The 15,239-nt window shown below is 68.4% G+C and carries 12 protein-coding genes; 6 read left to right on the forward strand and 6 right to left on the reverse strand.

Going from position 1 to position 15,239, the window contains the following annotated elements; all coding sequences use genetic code 11:
- Nucleotides 1-19: 19 nt before the first annotated feature.
- From smc to J2848_RS20615, 3 genes are all read right to left on the reverse strand, one after another.
- Nucleotides 20-3,481 (reverse strand): chromosome segregation protein SMC, encoded by a 3,462-nt coding sequence (gene smc / locus J2848_RS20605; protein WP_149233103.1) that lies wholly within the window; start codon nucleotides 3,479-3,481, stop codon nucleotides 20-22.
- Nucleotides 3,482-3,554: 73 nt separating this feature from the next.
- The gene (locus J2848_RS20610) at nucleotides 3,555-4,217 is read right to left on the reverse strand and encodes a DsbA family protein (protein ID WP_246194031.1); all 663 of its coding nucleotides are present in this window, start codon (nucleotides 4,215-4,217) and stop codon (nucleotides 3,555-3,557) included.
- Between the two features lie 66 nt (nucleotides 4,218-4,283).
- A complete protein-coding gene (locus tag J2848_RS20615; RefSeq protein ID WP_149233104.1) occupies nucleotides 4,284-4,757 on the reverse strand; it encodes a DUF721 domain-containing protein in 474 nt (157 codons plus the stop codon).
- Between the two features lie 149 nt (nucleotides 4,758-4,906).
- Between J2848_RS20615 and mutY the strand changes: the two genes are divergently transcribed.
- From mutY to J2848_RS20645, 6 genes are all read left to right on the forward strand, one after another.
- The gene (mutY, locus tag J2848_RS20620) at nucleotides 4,907-5,965 is read left to right on the forward strand and encodes an A/G-specific adenine glycosylase (RefSeq protein ID WP_149233105.1); all 1,059 of its coding nucleotides are present in this window, start codon (nucleotides 4,907-4,909) and stop codon (nucleotides 5,963-5,965) included.
- A gap of 46 nt (nucleotides 5,966-6,011) precedes the next feature.
- The gene (locus J2848_RS20625) at nucleotides 6,012-6,755 is read left to right on the forward strand and encodes a DUF1194 domain-containing protein (protein WP_149233315.1); all 744 of its coding nucleotides are present in this window, start codon (nucleotides 6,012-6,014) and stop codon (nucleotides 6,753-6,755) included.
- 31 nt (nucleotides 6,756-6,786) lie between these two features.
- Entirely contained in the window at nucleotides 6,787-7,926 is a 1,140-nt protein-coding gene (locus J2848_RS20630) for an NAD(P)/FAD-dependent oxidoreductase (RefSeq protein ID WP_149233106.1), read from the forward strand.
- A 49-nt stretch (nucleotides 7,927-7,975) separates the two neighbouring features.
- A complete protein-coding gene (locus J2848_RS20635; protein WP_246194033.1) occupies nucleotides 7,976-8,479 on the forward strand; it encodes a hypothetical protein in 504 nt (167 codons plus the stop codon).
- A 156-nt stretch (nucleotides 8,480-8,635) separates the two neighbouring features.
- Entirely contained in the window at nucleotides 8,636-9,343 is a 708-nt protein-coding gene (locus J2848_RS20640; RefSeq protein ID WP_246194034.1) for an OmpW/AlkL family protein, read from the forward strand.
- A gap of 159 nt (nucleotides 9,344-9,502) precedes the next feature.
- Nucleotides 9,503-9,937: a CBS domain-containing protein gene (locus tag J2848_RS20645; RefSeq protein WP_149233108.1), complete on the forward strand. Its 435-nt coding sequence runs from the start codon at nucleotides 9,503-9,505 to the stop codon at nucleotides 9,935-9,937.
- A gap of 97 nt (nucleotides 9,938-10,034) precedes the next feature.
- Here the strand turns inward: J2848_RS20645 and J2848_RS20650 are convergent, their stop codons facing one another.
- From J2848_RS20650 to J2848_RS20660, 3 genes are all read right to left on the reverse strand, one after another.
- Entirely contained in the window at nucleotides 10,035-10,688 is a 654-nt protein-coding gene (locus J2848_RS20650; protein WP_149233109.1) for a response regulator, read from the reverse strand.
- A gap of 392 nt (nucleotides 10,689-11,080) precedes the next feature.
- Nucleotides 11,081-12,871: an acyl-CoA dehydrogenase C-terminal domain-containing protein gene (locus J2848_RS20655; protein ID WP_149233110.1), complete on the reverse strand. Its 1,791-nt coding sequence runs from the start codon at nucleotides 12,869-12,871 to the stop codon at nucleotides 11,081-11,083.
- Between the two features lie 17 nt (nucleotides 12,872-12,888).
- On the reverse strand, nucleotides 12,889-15,228 hold the full coding sequence (locus tag J2848_RS20660) for a 3-hydroxyacyl-CoA dehydrogenase/enoyl-CoA hydratase family protein (RefSeq protein ID WP_149233111.1): 2,340 nt from the start codon (nucleotides 15,226-15,228) through the stop codon (nucleotides 12,889-12,891).
- Nucleotides 15,229-15,239 lie beyond the last annotated feature (11 nt).

Genomic DNA, 15,239 nt, shown 5'->3' on the forward strand with positions numbered 1-15,239 from the left:
TAATCCCACCCTACCCCCCTCACGCCACGCCCCGAAGCTCCTCCGCCCGGCTCAAGTCCACGCTGACCAGCTGCGATACCCCCCGCTCCACCATGGTCACGCCGAACAGGCGGTCGACGCGCGCCATGGTCAGGCGGTGGTGGGTGATGATCAGAAAGCGGGTGTCGCCCTGCCGCGCGATGTCCTCCACCAGATCGCAGAAGCGGCCGACATTGGCCTCGTCCAGCGGGGCATCGACCTCGTCCAGCACGCAGATCGGCGCCGGGTTCGACCGGAAGACGGCGAATAGCAGCGACAGCGCCGTCAGCGCCTGCTCGCCGCCCGACAGCAGCGAGAGCACCTGAAGCTTCTTGCCCGGCGGGCTGGCGTAGATCTCCAGACCGGCATTCAGCGGATCCTCGGCGTTGACCAGTTCCAGATAGGCCTTGCCGCCGCCGAACAGGCGGGTGAACAGCTCCTGGAAATCGCGGTTGACCACGTCGAAGCTGGCGACCAGACGCTCACGCGCCTCGCGGTTCAGGCTGGAGATGCCCTGGCGCAGGCGGGCGATGGCGGCGGTCAGGTCCTCGCGCTCGCCATGCAGGCCGGTGATCTGGGCCTCCAGCTCCTCCGCCTCGATCTCGGCGCGCAGGTTGACCGGCCCCATGGTCTCGCGCTCACGCGTCAGCTTGTCGAGCCGGGCCTCGACCGCCGCCGCGTCAGGCATTAGTTCGGCGGGATCCAGGTCGGCGGCGGCGCGGGTGTCCTCCGGCCGGCAATCCAGCCGTTCGGCGATGCGCTCCGTCAGGGTGCGTTCCTGCTGCTGGGCCGCCGACACCGCGGCCTCCGCCCGCGCGCGCGCCTCGCGGCCATCGGCCAGCGCCGCTTCGGCATCGTGCAGCGCCTGTTCTGTCTCGGCCAGCCGGGACTCGGCCCCGGCCAATGCCTCGGCGGCGCGCTTGCGGTCGCGGTCTGCCAGTGCGATGCGGTCGAGAAGCCCCTGACGCTCCGCCGCGATCTCGGCCGGGCGGCCGGACAGGATGGCGATCTCGCCCTCCGCCTCTGCTGAGCGCTGGCGCAGCTCGGCGACCCGGCCGCCGGCCCCGGCGGAGCGGGTGTCCCAGGAGGCGGTTTCCGCCTGGATGGCGGCCAGACGCTGGCGGCGGGCCTGCGCCTCCCGCGTCAGGCGGTCGAGCGCGCTCTGCCGTTCGGACAGAACCGCGCGGCGTTCGGCGAGTGCTGCGCGCTGGTCGTTCACCCGTTCCCGCCCCTCGCGCGGGTCGGGCAGCGAATCCAGCAGTTCCAGCGCTTCGTCACGGCGGGCGGCGGCCTCGCTCTCTTCGGCAGCAAGCCGATCCACCGCCTCCACCAGGGCAGCAAGGCGGGAGGACGCAGCATCGGCTTCGCGCGCCAGCTTGGCATGGCGGTCGCGGGCGGCGTTCAGCGCAGCGAAACCCTCGCGCACGGCGTCGCGGGCGCGGCGGTCGGCCTGCGACGCCTCCTCCACTGTCTGTCTGGCGGCGTCCAGCGCCTCGCGCGCCAGCTCGACCTGCTCCTCGGCAAGCTCCAGTTCGCCGCGCAGTTCGGCCAGACGGTTGCGCTGCTTCAGGCGGATGGCGGCGGCGGTCGGGGCGCCGGCCTGCACGGTCAGCCCGTCCCAGCGCCACGCCCCGCCGTCGCGGCTGACCAGCACCTGCCCCGGCGCCAGCCTGTGGACCAGCGTCGCGCCCTGGGCGACATCGGCGACCACCCCGATATGGGCGAGCGCACGGCCGGCGGCCGGCGGTCCCTGCACATGGTTCGACAGCGGTTCGGCACCGGCCGGCAGCGGCGCCACCGCCTCATAGGCCAGCAGCAAGCGCCAATGCACCGGCGCCGCCTCGTCCAGCGGTGCCGTCAGCGCATCGCCGAGCGCGGCGGCGAGCGCCCCCTCATAACCGGGCGACACTGTCACCGCGTCGACCAGCGGCGGGAACAGCCCGCCCGCTCCGGCTTGCAGCAGTTCGGCCAGCGCGCGCTCCTCGGCGCGCAGCTTGGCGCGGGCGGACTCTGCGGTGGACAACGCCTCGCGGGCGCGGGACTGGGCCGGCTCCGCCTCCGCCTTCGCCTGTTCGGCGGCCTCGGCGGCCTCGCGGGCCTGTTCCAGCCGCTGTTCGGCCAGTTCCACCGCCAGTTCGGCCTCCGACAGGTCGGCGCGGGCGGCGATCTCCGCCTCCAGCGCGGCGCGCTGGGCCTGCTGTTCGGCCAGCCGCCTGGCAAGGCCGGCGGCGCGGGTTTCCAGCTCGGCAACCTGACGCTGGGTGGCGGCGCGGCGGGCCTCGTCGGTGGCGACCGCTTCGGTCAGGCGGGTCAGTTCGCGGTCGAGGGCATCGACCTGCTCGCGCGCCTCGGCCAAAGCCTCCGCCGCGGCTTCCTCCAGCATCTCCTCGTCGGCCTGCGCCGCGATCAGGCGGTCACGTTCGGCCACCAGCCGGGCCAGCGCCTCGCCGGCGTCTGCGGCCAGAGCCTCCTCGCGGCCGAGATCGCCGGCGATCTGGCGCAGCCGGGCCTCCAGCGCGCGCTGCTGGTCCGCGACGCGCTTCTCCTCGGCATCAAGCTGTTCGCGGGCGATCACCAGCCGTTGCAGGGCGGCGGCGGCGCGCGCCTCGTCCTGGCGCTTCTCGGGCAGGCCGGCGGCGGCCTCGGTCCGGCGGGCGGTCAGCTTGCTGACGGCCAGCATGCGGTCGCGCACTTCGGCCTCGGCTGCGGCGAAGGCGGCATGGGCGCGGGTGCGCTCCTCCTGCGCGGCGAGCCAGCGCAGGTGCCACAGCACAGCCTCCGCCTTGCGGATCTGGTCGGACAGGTTGCGGTAGCGGGAAGCCTGCCGCGCCTGCTTCTTCAGGCTTTGCAGCTGGGTGTCCATCGCCCCGATCACATCGTCGAGGCGGGTCAGGTTGGTTTCCGCCGCCTTCAGCCGCAGCTCCGCCTCGTGCCGGCGGGAATGCAGGCCGGTGATGCCGGCGGCCTCCTCCAGCAGGGCGCGGCGGTCCTGCGGCTTGGCGGAGATGATCTGCGCCACCTTGCCCTGGCTGACCAGGGCCGGCGAAGCGGCGCCGGACGCATTGTCGGCGAACAGCAGCTGGACGTCGCGCGCCCGCACCAGCTTGCCGTTGATGCGGTAGTCGGAGCCGGAGCCGCGCTCGATCCGGCGGGTGATCTCCAGCTCGTCATGGTCGTTGAAACCGGCCGGCGCGGTGCGCGACCGGTTGTCGACCGCCAGCGTCACCTCGCCCAGATTGCGGGCCGGCCGGCTGGAGGTGCCGCCGAAGATGACGTCGTCCATGTCGTCGCCGCGCATGCGCTTGGCCGACGTCTCGCCCATCACCCAGCGCAGCGCCTCCACCAGATTGGACTTGCCGCAGCCGTTGGGACCGACGATGCCGGTCATGCCGGGTTCGATGACCAGATCCGTGGCATCGACGAAAGACTTGAAGCCCGACAGGCGGAGACGCGTGAACTGCACTGGGAAAGAACCTTCGGTGTCCTGAGCTTTGACGAGGTGCCGCGTTCGGGGCGGATCCGAACGCGGCGGCCCCTTACTTCAGCAGCTTGTCGATCGCCTTCGAGAATTCCTCGAACGACTGGGCGCCTTCGATGCGGGCCTTGCCGTCGTTGAGGATGAAGGTCGGGGTGGCTTCGACCTTGTACTGGTTCTGGCCGGTCAGGCGGCTGTTCAGGATGGCGTCGGCCAGCTCCTTGTTGGCGAGGCAGGCGTCGATGGTCTCCTGGCTCATGCCGGCCAGCTTGCCGTACTGGCCCAGCGCCTTGGCCGGGTCGGCCGCGCGGCTCCAGGTCGCCTGGCTCTTGAACAGCACGTCGGTCAGCGGATAGTAGCGCTCGGCCGGGGCGCAGTGGGCCAGCATGCTGGCGCTGAGTGCCGCCTGATCGAAGGGGAAGTCGCGGAAGACCAGCTTGGCCTTGCCGGTGTCGATGTAGGCTTCCTTGATCTTCGGCAGGATGTCGGTGTGGAAATGGGCGCAGTGCGGGCAGGTCATCGACGAATAGTCGAGGATCGTCACCGGCGCCTTCGGGTCGCCCATCACGCGGTCGGCCATCAGCTCCGACACCGGCGGCAGGGTGGCGGCGGCCTGTGCCGCCGTCGGCGCCGCGGTCATGGCGGTGCCGACGGCGGCGGCGAAGCCCATGGCGAGAAAGCCGCTCAGCGCGAAATACCTGCGTCCCAGAATTTTGCGGTTCACTTTGCCCTCGTTGCTACCAGATGTTGACGTATAGACAATGATGCACCGGTGCGTCCAGCCGGCCGGCTATCGCGCCGCCCGTTTCGGACGGGCCATCAGGGAACGGCCGAAGCGCTCCAGCGTGGCGCGCAGCTCCTCGTCCTCGATGGCCGCGGTGGTGGTGGTGATGCCGATCTCCTCGTCCATCGTCAGGGCGCGCGGGCGCACCACCGGCGACGGCGTGGACGGCAGGGCCGCGTGGATCAGCTTGATCTTCGCCACCGCGCGGTAGCCGAAGAAGCTGTTGATCCGCTCGATGATCTGCGGTTCCAGATGCTGCAACTCCAGCGCGATGGCGCCCATGGCGCGGATATGCAGGGTCGCCTCCTCCCGCTTGCCGCGGGGGAAGCTGAGCTTGTCGGGAGCGGTGCGCAGCGACAGCTGGTGGCCGACGATCGACGGCCAGTCGGTGATCAGCGCACCGAAGGCAAGCCCGCGCTTGCCCAGCACCTTGCCGGCGACCTCCGGAACGGATTGGCCGATGCGACGCGGTCCGGTCATGCTCTGTGATCACTCCTGTGCGGCCCCGGCCTTGGCGACCGGTTCCGGGTCATGTGGGTTGGCGGCACCCTAGCGCAAGCGTGGGCCGATGCCCAGCTTCCGGCCGGCTCCCTTCCCCTGACGCTCCGGACCCTCTATTTCTTCCCATCATGATTCCAGATTCCATCGAGGCCGCCCGGCGGCTGCTGTCCTGGTACGACCGTCACCGCCGCGACCTGCCCTGGCGCGCCAGGCCGGGGGAGACCGCCGATCCCTACCGGGTCTGGCTGTCCGAGATCATGCTGCAGCAGACGACCGTCCCCGCCGTCGCGCCCTATTACCGCAGCTTCACCGAACGCTGGCCGACCGTGCGCGATCTGGCCGACGCCCCGCTGGACGATCTGCTGGTGGCCTGGGCGGGGCTCGGCTACTACGCACGGGCGCGCAACCTGCACAAATGCGCCCGCGTGGTGGCGGACGAGCATGGCGGCCGCTTTCCGGGCAGCGAGGCGGCGCTGCTGGAGCTGCCGGGCATCGGCGCCTACACCGCCGCCGCCATCACCGCCATCGCCTTCGACCGCAAGGCCACCGTGGTGGACGGCAATGTCGAGCGGGTGATCGCCCGTATCTTCGCGGTGGAGGAACCGCTGCCCAATGCCAAGCCGACCCTGCGCCGGCTGGCCGCCACCCTGACGCCCGACTTCCGCCCCGGCGACTATGCCCAGGCGATGATGGACCTCGGCGCCACCATCTGCACCCCGCGCAAGCCGAAATGCATGCTCTGCCCGTGGGCCGACTTTTGCGAGGCCCGTGCCGCCGGCATCGCCGAGAGCCTGCCGCGCAAGGCCGCCAAGGCGGAGAAGCCGACCCGGCGCGGCGTCGCCTATTGGCTGCTGAACCCCGACGGCGCCGTCCTGCTGCGCCGCCGGGCCGAGGAGGGGCTGCTGGGCGGCATGGCGGAGGTGCCGTCGACGTCCTGGGGGCCGGAACTGCCCGGCGAGGCGGCGGTCGCGGCGCAACAGCCCCTGCCCACACGCTGGCGCCGGCTGCCCGGTCTGGTCCGCCATACATTCACCCATTTTCACCTGGAGCTTGAGGTGGTCGCCGGACTGGCCGGTGCCGACTGGCATCGGGCCGACGGCAACTGGGTGCCGGTCGACCGGCTGGGCGATCACGCCCTGCCGTCGGTGATGGTGAAGGTGGTGCGCCACGCCCTCTCGAACGCCTGAGACGGGCGCGTGAGTTGGTCGGGCGTCCGATGGAGTGCCGATGGAAATGCCGCGTGCCGTGATTGCCGCCCTGGTCGTCCTGCTGGCCTGTTGCAGCGGGGCGACGGCCGCTCCGCCGGAGGAGAAGGGGGGTAAGGCCGGGGTGGCGCTGGTTCTGGCGCTCGACGGCTCCGCTTCGATCACCACCGGCGATCTGGAGTTCCAGTTGCAGGGCCATGCCGCCGCCTTCCGCGATCCGGCGGTGGCCGACGCCCTGGCCTCGGCCGGGACTCGGGTAACGCTGGCCGTCTATTCCGGGCCGAACAGCCTGCGGGTGCTGATCCCCTGGACCGCTTTGAACAAGCCGGAGGATGCCGGCCGCTTCGCCGACCGCATCGACGCCCTGCCCCGCGGCTTCCAGGGCGACTCGACGGCCATCGGCAGCGCCATCGTCGAGGCGGCGAAGCTGTTCGACCGCGGCAAAATGGATCGTGGGGGAAAGGCGCCGCGGCAGGTGATCGACATCGTTTCCAACGGCTTTTCCAACGGCGGGATCGATCCGGCCGATGCGCGCGACCGGGTGACCAGGCGCGGGATCGTCATCAACGGCCTCGCCATCCTCGACGAATTCCCCTGGCTGGAGGAGTATTTCGAGGAGAATGTCATCGGCGGGCCGGGCAGCTTCGCGAAGAGCGCCATGGACAAGGACAGCTTCGTCGCGGCCTTGCGGCAGAAACTGATCCTTGAAATGGTGGCCCTGCCAGATCAAATGCCCAGTCAGATGCAGAGCCGAAGCGTCGCCGTGCGATAGGCGGCCAATAAGAATACGAGGAGCGGGACGAGTGGAGCGCGTCGATTTCCTGGTGGTCGGGGCCGGCATCGCCGGTGCCTCCGCCGCCTATGAGCTGGCCGCATTCGGCCGGGTGCTGGTTCTGGAGCGTGAGTCGCAGCCCGGCTATCACTCGACCGGCCGCTCCGCGGCGCTCTACACCCAGACCTACGGCCCGGCGCCGATCCGTGCCCTGACGGTGGCGAGCTGGGACTTCTACACCAACCCGCCCGCCGGCTTCGCCGAACACCAAATGCTCACCCCGCGCGGCGTGCTGATCGTCGGGCGCGGGCATGAGACCGACCGGCTGGATGCCGAATATGAGCAGGGCCGTAGCCTGACTCCCTCGGTGGAGCGGTACGACCGCGAACAGGTGCTGGCCCGCGCCCCCTTCCTGCGCCCGGACTATGTCGCCGGCGGCGTGTGGGAGCCGGATGCCCGCGACATCGACGTGCATGCGCTGCATCAGGGCTATCTGCGCGGGTTGAAGGCGCGCGGCGGCCGGGTGGTGACCGATGCCGAGGTGCGGGCGCTCACCCGGAAAGACGGCTTGTGGGTGGTGGAAACCACGGCCGGCAGCTTCGCCGCACCGGTGGTGGTGAACGCCGCCGGCGCCTGGGCCGACGCGCTGGCGAGGCTGGCCGGGGTCGTCACCATCGGGCTGGTACCGAAGCGGCGCACCGCCATCACCTTCGATCCGGTGTTCGAGGATCCGGCCGACAAGTCCGGGCTGGACGGCTGGCCGATGGTGTCGGACGTGGCCGAGACCTTCTATGTCAAGCCGGACGCCGGACGCCTGCTGGCCTCCCCCGCCGACCAGACGCCGGTCGAGCCCTGCGACGTGCAGCCGGAGGACATCGACGTCGCCATCACGGTGGACCGGCTGGAACAAGCGTCGCGCTTCTCCGTTCGCAGATTGGCCCACCGCTGGGCCGGCCTGCGCAGCTTCGTCGCCGACAAGGTGCCGGTGGTGGGCTTCGCGCCGGACGCGGAGGGGTTCTTCTGGCTGGCTGGCCAGGGTGGCTACGGCATCCAGACGGCGCCGGCCATGGGCCGGGTGGCGGCGGGGCTGGCGACCGGCCGCGGCCTGCCGGAGGATGTGAAGGCGCTGGGCGTAGCCGTGTCCGACCTGTCGCCCGCCAGGAAGCGCTAAAGGGCAGTCGCTTTACGGCATTCCCCTGTCGGGTTGGAGGAGGCGTGCGATGCGTGTGCGTCAGTCGGTAAAGGGACGGATGGCGGGTCGGGCACTTGGCATCGTGGCCCTGACCGCCACCGGGGTGCTCGGCGGCTGCGCCAATCCGGCGGCGGACGAGGCGCTGGTGGCGCAGACCGCGCTCGTCGGCATGCCGAAGGAAACGCTGCTGTCCTGCGCCGGGGTGCCGGAACGGCAGGCCAGCGTCGACAACCGGGACTTCTACACCTACCGCAGCTCCCGCATCGTTTCCTACCCAAGCCCGCCGCCGCTCGGCTATTACGGCGGCGGCTGGGGCCGACCCTATTACGGCTATGGCGCCGGATGGCCGTCCTATGGTTATGAAGTCAACAGTTTCGACTGCGAAGCAACCTTCAGTTTGAGGAATGGCGTGGTCGAGCGCGTCGTCTATGGCGGCGCCACCGGCGGCTCTGCGCGACTTGGTCAATGCTATGCCATCGTCCAGAACTGCATGGCGCTGATTCCGCAACGGACGATCAAACCAAGCCCTTGATTTCATTGTCCATGCGACAACTCGTCACTGTTGCATAGCTGCTGCATAAGGAGAGGAAGGGTTGTAGCCCCCCTAGTACCCTTACACGGTGTCTGGTAATAGCTCCATCGGCTGATGCCACAGAACAGCAACAACGCATTGCCTGGAGCAGACCCCATGACCATCCTGTCGCGCGCCGCCGCCGCCCTGCTGGCGACCTCGGCCCTCGTCGCCATCGCATCCCCGTCGCTCGCTCAGGACTTCAAGGGCAAGTCGGCCGGCGACATCGTCGTCCGTGCGCGCGGCCTGGCCGTGGTGCCCCAGGAAAAGGGCACGATCAACAATACGACGCTGGGGGACGTCGGCTCGGCCAAGGTCGGCAACGACTATATTCCGGAAGTCGATTTCTCGTACTTCTTCACCGACAACATCGCCGCCGAGCTGATCGCCGGCACCAGCCGCCACCGCGTCAAGGGCAACCTGATCGCCGCCGCCGGTGGCGTGACCGAAATCGGCAAGGTCTCGCTGCTGCCGCCGACCCTGACCGTGCAGTACCACTTCCTGCCGAAGGAGCGCATCAGCCCGTATGTCGGCGCCGGCGTCAACTACACCCTGTTCTACAACGAGGATGCGGCCGAGAACCCGAATGCCGGTGGTCTGCGCATCACCGACACCAACTACAAGAACCGTTTCGGTTGGGCCCTCCAGGCCGGTGTCGACGTCGCCCTGACCGGCAACTGGTCGCTGAACTTCGACGTCAAGAAGATCTTCCTGAAGACCGACGTGACCGCCAACGCCCGCGTTGGCACCGCCGTCCTGCCGGTCACCTCGAAGGTCACGCTGGACCCGTGGCTGGTCGGCGTCGGCGTCGGCTACCGTTTCTAAGAACCGGTTCCGGAGTTCGGCAACGGACCCTGCCGTCCGACAGGCACCCTCCCCCATCCGGGGGAGGGTGCCTTTTTCTTTTTACCATCAGTCTTGCGGATTGTACGGTTATTCCCAAGATTCCGTTATTGGGGTTATCGGAAGGGAGGCCGTACCGTCATGCATGTTGCAGCCGTTTTGAAACGCAAGGGCAGCCGGATCGTTTCCGCCGCACCGGACGACAGCGTGGCCGCCGTCACCCGCCTGCTGACCGAACACCGGATCGGCGCCGTGCTGGTGATGGGCGATGACGGGCACCCGGTCGGCATTCTGTCGGAGCGCGATGTCGTCCGTGCGGTCGCCCGCGACGGTGCCGCGGCGCTGGACCGTCCGGCGGCCGACCTGATGACGCGCGAACTGATCACCGCCGCCCCCGACGATACCGTCGCCGACATGATGGCGGTGATGACCGAGCGGCGCATCCGCCATGTGCCGATCGTCGAGTCCGGCCGGGTGGTCGGCGTCATCAGCATCGGCGACGTGGTGAAGGCCCGCATCGACGACGCCGAACTGGAGGTCGAATCGCTGCGCGGCTATGTCGCCGGCATGGGATGACGCGATCGGGGGATGACGCGGCGCTCACCGCCTGAAATGGAAACGACCCGCCGGATCGCTCCGGCGGGTCGCTTTCTTTTGCCCGGGAAGAGCGGTGTCAGGCCGAATGCGACTGCGGGAAGGCCATCGCCGCCTGGGTGCGGTTGCGCACGCCGAGCGACTTGAAGATCGCCGTCATGTGGATCTTCACGGTGCCTTCCGACAGGCCCAGCTCATGCGCGATCTGCTTGTTCGACTTGCCTTCGCGCAGGCGGTCCAGCACCTCGCGCTGACGCTGGGTCAGCAGCTGCTCCAGCTGCGGATCGGTCGGCGGGATGACCGAGCCGCCGCCGCGCTGGTCGGCTTCGATGCCTTCGCGCAGCACCGTCGCCGGCACATAGACGCCGCCCGAGAAGATCAGGTCGAGCGCGCTCAGCATGATCTTCACGCTGGAGGATTTCGGGATGTAGCCGGCGGCGCCGTTCTCCAGCGCCTCCCGCACGTCGGACTGTGCCTCCGACGCGGAAATCACCACGACCTTGGCGTTCGGCTGCCGGTCGCGCAGCATGCCGATGCCGGAGAAGCCGGGCCACCCCGGCATCCGCAGATCGGTCAGGACGAGGTCATAGGCCTCATCCTTCGACGCCGCCATATCCAGAAGCTCGTCGAAATTGCTTGCCTCCGCAAAGGTAGCATTCTCGCGAAGCTGCTCAAGCAGACGGCGAAGACCTTCCCGGAACAGGACGTGATCATCACCGATCAGGATCTTCATCGTTTAAACTCCTGAACCATGCCTGCCCCTCCGAAAGACGCCCAAGGGGCCTGAGAAAAGGAGGAGGCTGTCGCCACCCGCATATTCCCTAAAATCCAAAGGATATAGCAGGCACCGGCCGAACGTAATCTCTATTGAGATGTAACACGCAGGGACGAGGACCGACAACCGGAAATTAACTTTTGTCACCGCTCCGAAGGCCTATCAGCTAGGGTCGGCACTTCCCAGCAGTGATATTTCCAAAGAGCTATGACAATTTTAGGTCAATGTGCGAATGCGTATCTGGACCCTGAAATTGAAGAAAAAAAGCCGGCCGGTGCCATGTCGCGGCACCGGCCGGCTTGGAAGTCGAGCGTCCCGGAGGACGATCGGACTAGGGATCGACAGGCCTGTCAGAAAGCGGCGTCTTCCAGTTCCATCAGCGGCTTGGCGCCGGCGGCGATGGTGATGAACAGGCTGTTGGTCTGCGGCAGCAGCTTGGCCATATAGAAGCGCGCGGTCTTGATCTTGGCCTCATAGAAGGCGGCGTTGCCCTCCCCGGCCGCGAGCCTGGCCTGCGCCTTCTCCACCATGGTCAACCAGCTCCAGCCCAGCGCCACCAGACCGAACAGGCGCAGATAGTCGCTGGCGGCGGCTCCCGCCTCCTCCGGATCCTTCAGGCCCTTCTGGGCGATCAGGGCGGTGGCCTGCTGGAGCTTGGCGAAGGCCTTGGCCAGCGGCATGACGAACTCACCCAACTCGTCCTTTTCCATCGCCGCCTCGATGTCGCGGCCGACGGGGTGGAAGAAGTGGCGCAGCAGGCGGCCCATGTCCTGCGGCAGCTTGCGCCCGACGAGGTCGAGCGCCTGGATGCCGTTGGTGCCCTCATAGATCTGGCAGATGCGGGCGTCGCGGACATACTGCTCGACACCGGTCTCCCAGATGAAGCCGTGGCCGCCATGGACCTGCACGGCGATGTTGGCCGACTCGAAACCGATGTCGGTGAACAGCGCCTTGACGATCGGCGTCATCAGCTGGACGAACTCGTCGGCATCGCGGCGGGTGCGCTCGTCGGGATGCTTCTCCGCCACGTCCAGGTGATAGACGACCAGCGCGCCGAGCGCACGGGCGCCTTCGCCATAGGCGCGGGCGGTCAGCAGATTCTTGCGCACGTCGGGGTGGACGATGATCGGGTCGGCCGGCTTGTCCGGCGCCTTCACCCCCGACAGCGACCGGCCCTGGAGCCGTTCGCGGGCATAGTTGACGGCGTTCTGGTAGGACACCTCGGCCAGACCCAGCCCCTGGATGCCCACGGCCAGACGGGCCGCGTTCATCATCACGAACATGGCGCGCATGCCCTTGTGCGGCTCGCCGACCAGCCAGCCGGTGGCGTCCTCGAAGTTCATGACGCAGGTCGAGGATGCCTTGATGCCCATCTTGTGCTCGATGGAGCCGCAGGCGACGCCATTACGGGCCCCCGGCGTGCCGTCGGCGTCGGGCATGAACTTCGGCACCAGGAAGAGGCTGATGCCGCGGGTCCCGGCCGGGGCGTCCGGCAGGCGGGCCAGCACCAGATGCAGGATGTTCTCGGTCAGGTCATGCTCGCCGGCCGAGATGAAGATCTTGGTGCCGGTGATCTTGAACGACCCGTCTTCCGCCGGCACCGCCCTGGTGCGGATGATGCCGAGGTCGGTGCCGCAATGCGGCTCGGTCAGGCACATGGTGCCGGACCAGGTGCCGTCGACCAGCTTGGGCAGGAAGCGCTGCTTCAACTCGTCCGAGCCATACATCGCCAGCGCGTTGTAGGCGCCGAGCGACAGGCCGGGATACATGCCGAAGCTGAGGTTGGCGGAGCAGATGAACTCCTCCAGCATGATGTTGACCAGCTTCGGCAGCCCCTGCCCGCCATAGGCCGGGTCGCAGGCCAGACCCTGCCAGCCGGCCTCGATGTAGGTGGTGTAGGCCTCCTTGAAGCCCTTGGGCGTGCGGACCTCGCCATTCTCGAACCGGCAGCCCTCGCCGTCGCCGGACTGGTTCAGCGGGAACAGCACCTCCTCGCACAGCTTGGCGCCTTCCTCCAGCACCTGGCCGACGAGTTCCGGCGTGGCGTCCTCATAACCCGGCAGGGCCGACAGCTTGTCCAGACCGACGATCTCGTCCAGGACGAAGCGCACATCCTCAAGCGGAGCCTTGTAGATCGGCATCTCTCGTTCCTCCCCCCTCAGTTCCGCAGCGGCTTGCCGGTGAGCAGCATATGCTCGATCCGGTCGATGGTGCCGCCGGTGCGCACCAGCCCCATGAACGCCTCACGCTCCAGCCGCAGGATGTGGTCCTCGCCGACCGGCTTGGAGATGTCGGCCTCCTCGCCGCCGCTCAGCACCTCGGCCAGGGCGGCGCAGACAATCTTGTCGTGCGGCGTGACCTTGCCCTGCAGGGCGAAGCCCTCCACCGCCAGTTCCATCGCCGCCTTGGCGCTGGGGCCGGGCAGGACATAGGAGGTGGTCTTCTCCGGCGGGGTATAGTCCGCCGCCAGTTCCAGCGCCTTGGCCTTGGCGTCGGCCAGCAACCGGTCGCGGTTCATGGTGATGCCGTCGGTGGCGCGGAAATACAGCAGCTCCTTGGCCTCGGCCGCCGACTTGGCGACAGTGGCGGTGCTGATGATCTCGAAGGCCTTGGCGATGCCCGGCATCGGCCCGCGCGGCGCCTTCGGGTTGGCCTGATGGCGGGCCAGCATCTCGGTGCAGCCGCCCCAGGCCGGGATCAGGCCGACGCCGACCTCGACGAGGCCGACATAGGTCTCGGCATGGGCCTGGACATGGTCGGAATGCAGCAGGATCTCGCAACCACCGCCCAGCGCCATGCCGCTGGGCGCCGCAACCACCGGGAAGGGCGCGTATTTCAGCGCGCGGTAGGTGCGCTGGCCGCCTTCCACCATCTCCTCGATCTGCGGCCACAGACCGATGTTCAGTGCGAACAGCGCGAGACCCAGATTGGCGCCGACCGAGAAATTGTCGGCCTCGTTGTGGATGACCAGCGCCTTCCAGTCACCTTTTCCATCGCCGATCAGCCGCATGGCCTTCTCGTAGGCGGCCATGATGTCGCCGTCGACGGCGTTCATCTTGCTGGTGAACTCGACGCACAGCACGCCGTCGCCGATGTCCCACAGGCTGGCCGAGCCGTTCTTCCACACCGGCTTGCCGGCGGCGCGCTTGATGTCCGACAGCAGCAGCACGCCGTCCGGACGCACCACCGTGTCATAGACGCCGGCCGTGGTCAGGTGCTGGAGCCTGCCGTCCTCGACGCGGTAGAAGGGACGGCCGGCTGCCGTCTCGACCAGCGCCGGGACCGGAATGCCTTCCGAGCGGCACAGCTCGGCGAACCACTCGGTGCCCAGCCGGTCGATCAGCTCGAACGGACCCTGCTTCCAGTTGTAGCCCAGCCGCATGCCCTCATCGACGGCGACGATGCTGTCGGCGATCTCCGGCACCAGGCTGGCGGCATAGGCCAGCGTCTGGGCCAGGACGCGGCGGGCGAAGCGGCCGCCCTTGTCCGGATGCTCGCACAGCTTGCGCAGGTCGCGGCCGGCGGATGAGACGCTGTCCAGCCGGGCCTTTTCCGACGGGGCATAGTCGCCGGTCAGGAGGTTGACCGACTCCTTCACCTTGCCGCCGCCGGCCTTGTTGATGCGGTAGAAGCCGCCCTTGCCCTTGCGGCCGGTATAGCCCTCGGCGATCATCCTGGTGATGACCGCATGTTCGCGCATCTGGCCGCGATAGGCATCGTTCGCCGGCAGGGTCGCCGACATGCTCTTGGCAATGTGCGGCATCAGGTCCAGCCCGACGAGGTCCATCAGGCCGAAGACGCCGGTCTTGGGGATGCCCATCGGACGGCCGCCGACGGCGTCGGCTTCCTCGACCGTCAGGCCGAGATCGACCGCGGCATTCACCGCCGATTGGATCCAGAAGACGCCGATGCGGTTGGCGATGAAGCCCGGCGTGTCCTTGCAATGGACCACACCCTTGCCCAGGCGGCGGTCGCAGACCTCGGCGATGGCGGCCATGGCATCGGCGCGGGTGTCGGCGCCGCCGACGATCTCCAGCAGCCGCATGTAGCGCGGCGGGTTGAAGAAGTGGGTGATCAGGAAGTCTTTGCGGAACTGCTCGCCCTGGCCTTCCGTCAGCACCGCCAGCGGGATGGTGGAGGTGTTGGACGACACCACCGAGCCGGCCTTGCGCACCGGGTCGATGCGCTTGTAGAGGTCGGCCTTGATCGCCGGGTTCTCGACGATGGCCTCGACGATCCAGTCGACGTCGGCCAGCAGAGCCAGATCGTCCTCAAGATTGCCGGGCGTGATCAGCTTGGCATTCTTGGGATGCATCAAGGGGGCCGGATCGGTCTTCAGCAGCTTCGCCACCGCACCCTTGGCGATGGCGCTGCGGTCGGCACCTTCCTTGGCAGGGATGTCGAGCAGGACGCAGGGGATGCCGGCGTTGGCGAAATGGGCGGCGATGCCCGCACCCATCACGCCCGCACCGATCACGGCGGCGCGTTCGATCTTCATGGTCGTTTCCT

Origin of the sequence: Azospirillum lipoferum, from assembly GCF_024170005.1 — a bacterium.
Taxonomy (GTDB): domain Bacteria; phylum Pseudomonadota; class Alphaproteobacteria; order Azospirillales; family Azospirillaceae; genus Azospirillum; species Azospirillum lipoferum.